We start from the raw sequence: 2,996 nt of genomic DNA on the forward strand, positions 1-2,996 counted from the left end.
AGGTCCTGGTCAGGTCGTCGAGTATCTTCGCACTCCAGCGAACGTCGATGAGCCTGCGCCCGTGGGCGTATACCAGGTAATCGCGCACGGTGCGCGACCACAGCACATCGGTGTCGGTGAGGACGACACGGCGCATCTACTCGAAAATCCCAGCCGCGTTCTGCGCAGCGGCGAACTCGTCGGACTGAGCAAGGCGCTCTTGGGCTTCGTGGTCACAGAACGCGGCTATCGCGTGCGCCGGGACACGCCAGTGTGCCCCGACCTTCCGTGCTTCGATGCGCCCCTCGGCGATGAGCCGTGACAGGTGCGGACGAGACACGCCGAGCATCGCCGCCGCTTGCGAGGTGCGGAACTCGTCGGATGCGCGAACCACCAGCGCCCCGCCCTTGGCCTGTTCGGTGAGCAGTTCCAGGACTTTGGTTGCGGTCTCGTGATCTAGGGTCGCGCTGAAAGTCACCGGTTCGTCGCCGCGCTCGCACGCAGCGGCGAGCTGGTCCACGGCGTTTTGGGTGATCGTGCTCATTGGAGTCCTCCGCCTTTCATAGCAGCTGGGGTCTAAGTGTTCTAAGTGTACACGATGGTGGTCGCTGACCAACGGCACGATCACCCGGTACTCCGAGATATGCCGGAACATCATCATCCCCGACCTCGGAGCCGTTCGGCTGTCTGACCTGATCACCCAGCGGGTAGACGCCTACCTGGAGAGCCGGACCTCGCGGCGGCGAGAGGTCCGTGGGCGACTGTCCCAGGTCTGTTCTCTCGGGGTTCGCTGGGGCTGCTGGCCTACAACCCAGTACCGTCGAGTTCGACCCGACCTACGCGTTGTCAGTGACGACGAGAAAACTCTCACCCTCACACTCCGCGCGCCCGAAGGGATTCGAACCCCCAACCTTCTGATCCGTAGTCAGATGCTCTATCCGTTGAGCTACGGGCGCCTGTCTTCGATTGTGCTGCCGGCCGAGCGGAGTCGGCCCGCGGCGGAGGCGAGAGGATTTGAACCTCCGGTCCCCGTGAAGGGACAACTCATTAGCAGTGAGTCCCATTCGGCCGCTCTGGCACGCCTCCTCGAACTTTTCGAGGGTACTAGACCCCTATGCTGTCGACGTGACCGCCCGCCTGCGCCCGCAGATCGCCGAACTGCCAGCCTACGCCGAGGGCAAGACCGTGCCGGGCTCGATCAAGTTGGCCAGCAACGAGACGGTGTTCCCGGTGCTGCCCAGCGTCCGGGAAGCCGTGCAGCGGGCCGCCGCCACGCTCAACCGCTACCCGGACAACGGGTACGCCGAGCTGCGGACGCGGCTGGCAGCCCACGTCGGGTTTCCGCCCGAATGCGTCGCCGTCGGCTGCGGGTCGGTCAGCCTGTGCCAGCAGCTCATCCAGATCACCGCCGGCCCCGGCGACGAGGTGGTGTTCGGCTGGCGCAGCTTCGAGATCTACCCGCTGCAGGTCCGCACCGCCGCGGCGGTGCCGGTCGGCGTGCCGCTGCGTGAGCACACCTATGACCTGGACGCAATGCTGGCCGCCGTCACCGATCGCACCCGGCTGATCTTCCTCTGCAACCCAAATAATCCGACGTCCACCGTCGTCGACCCGGCAGCGCTGGCGCGTTTCGTGGCCGCGGTGCCGTCGGACGTCCTGGTCGCCCTCGATGAAGCGTACGTGGAGTACATCCGCGGGCCGATGGTGCCGGACAGTTTCGGTTTGGTCCGGGCACACAGTAATGTCGTTGTGCTGCGGACGTTTTCGAAGGCTTACGGGCTGGCCGGTGTGCGGGTGGGTTACGCAGTCGGCGACCCGGCGGTGATCACCGCGCTGGGCAAAGTCTATGTGCCGTTCACCGTCTCCAGCATCGCGCAGGCCGCCGCGGTCGCATCGCTGGACGCCGCCGGCGAGCTGCTGGCCCGCACCGACGCCGTGGTCGGTGAGCGAGAGCGGGTGGTGGCGGCGCTGCGCCCGACACTTCACCGAGCCGGGTTCACGCTGCCGGAATCGCAGGCCAACTTCGTGTGGCTGCCGCTGGCCGAGCGCACGTCGGACTTCACCGACGCCGCTGCCGCGGCCCGCATCGTGGTCCGCCCATACGGCGATGACGGCGTGCGGGTGACGATCGGGTCACCAGAGGAGAACGACGCGCTGTTAAGGTTCGCCCGGGACTGGATCTAAGCTCGTCGGCATGCACGCGTATGAATCCGTCACCGTCGAAACCAAAGAACACGTCGCGCAGGTCACCCTGATCGGGCCCGGCAAAGGCAATGCGCTGGGTCCGGCGTTCTGGTCGGAGATGCCCGAGGTGTTCGGTGCGCTGGACGCCGACCGTGACGTCCGCGCGATCGTGCTGACCGGCTCGGGCGGCAACTTCAGCTACGGGCTGGACGTGCCCGCGATGGGCGGCACCCTGGCGCCGGTGCTGGCCGAGGGCGCAATGGCTCGGCCGCGGACCGAGTTTCACGCCGAGATCCTGCGTATGCAACGCGCGATCAACGCGGTCGCCGACTGCCGCACCCCGACGATCGCGGCGGTGCACGGCTGGTGTATCGGCGGCGGCGTCGACCTGATCTCGGCGGTCGACATCCGCTACGCGGCCGCCGACGCCAAGTTCTCGGTGCGCGAGGTCAAGCTGGCGATGGTCGCCGACATGGGCAGCCTGGCCCGGCTGCCGCTGATCCTGTCCGACGGGCACCTGCGGGAACTGTCGCTGACCGGCCGGGACATCAACGCCGCCCGCGCGGAGAAGATCGGCCTGGTCAACGACGTGTTCGACGACGCGCAATCCTGCCTGGACGCCGCGCACGCCACCGCCGCCGAGATCGCCGCCAACCCACCGCTGGCGGTGGCCGGCGTCAAGGACGTGCTCGACCAGCAGCGGATCGAGCGAGTGTCGGCCAGCCTGCGCTACGTCGCGGCGTGGAACGCGGCGTTTCTGCCGTCGAAAGACCTCACCGAGGGGATCACCGCGACGTTCGCCAAGCGCAAGCCCGAGTTCACCGGCGAATGAC

The 2,996-nt window shown here is 67.3% G+C and carries 3 protein-coding genes and 2 tRNA genes; 2 read left to right on the forward strand and 3 right to left on the reverse strand.

What is annotated here, in order from left to right:
- Nucleotides 1-136: 136 nt before the first annotated feature.
- The 3 genes from AC2VOP_RS21145 to AC2VOP_RS21155 all read right to left on the reverse strand — a co-directional run bounded on the left by AC2VOP_RS21145 (nucleotide 137) and on the right by AC2VOP_RS21155 (nucleotide 1,065).
- Entirely contained in the window at nucleotides 137-523 is a 387-nt protein-coding gene (locus AC2VOP_RS21145) for a helix-turn-helix domain-containing protein (RefSeq protein ID WP_486962784.1), read from the reverse strand.
- A gap of 339 nt (nucleotides 524-862) precedes the next feature.
- Nucleotides 863-935 (reverse strand) — tRNA-Arg (locus AC2VOP_RS21150).
- 43 nt (nucleotides 936-978) lie between these two features.
- Nucleotides 979-1,065: transfer RNA gene (locus tag AC2VOP_RS21155), tRNA-Ser, on the reverse strand.
- A 39-nt stretch (nucleotides 1,066-1,104) separates the two neighbouring features.
- Here AC2VOP_RS21155 and AC2VOP_RS21160 point away from each other — a divergent pair.
- Both AC2VOP_RS21160 and AC2VOP_RS21165 read left to right on the forward strand, forming a co-directional pair.
- The gene (locus AC2VOP_RS21160) at nucleotides 1,105-2,163 is read left to right on the forward strand and encodes a histidinol-phosphate transaminase (protein WP_486962785.1); all 1,059 of its coding nucleotides are present in this window, start codon (nucleotides 1,105-1,107) and stop codon (nucleotides 2,161-2,163) included.
- A gap of 10 nt (nucleotides 2,164-2,173) precedes the next feature.
- On the forward strand, nucleotides 2,174-2,995 hold the full coding sequence (locus tag AC2VOP_RS21165; RefSeq protein ID WP_486962786.1) for a crotonase/enoyl-CoA hydratase family protein: 822 nt from the start codon (nucleotides 2,174-2,176) through the stop codon (nucleotides 2,993-2,995).
- The last annotated feature ends 1 nt before the right edge of the window (nucleotide 2,996 follow it).

This window comes from Mycobacterium sp. TH-M106 (assembly GCF_057473765.1).

What these genes read in the sequence shown, in the direction of transcription:
- AC2VOP_RS21145 (WP_486962784.1), bottom strand. Translation starts at nt 523, where the DNA reads ATGAGCACGATCACCCAAAACGCCGTGGACCAGCTCGCCGCTGCGTGC.
- AC2VOP_RS21165 (WP_486962786.1), top strand. Translation starts at nt 2,174, where the DNA reads ATGCACGCGTATGAATCCGTCACCGTCGAAACCAAAGAACACGTCGCG.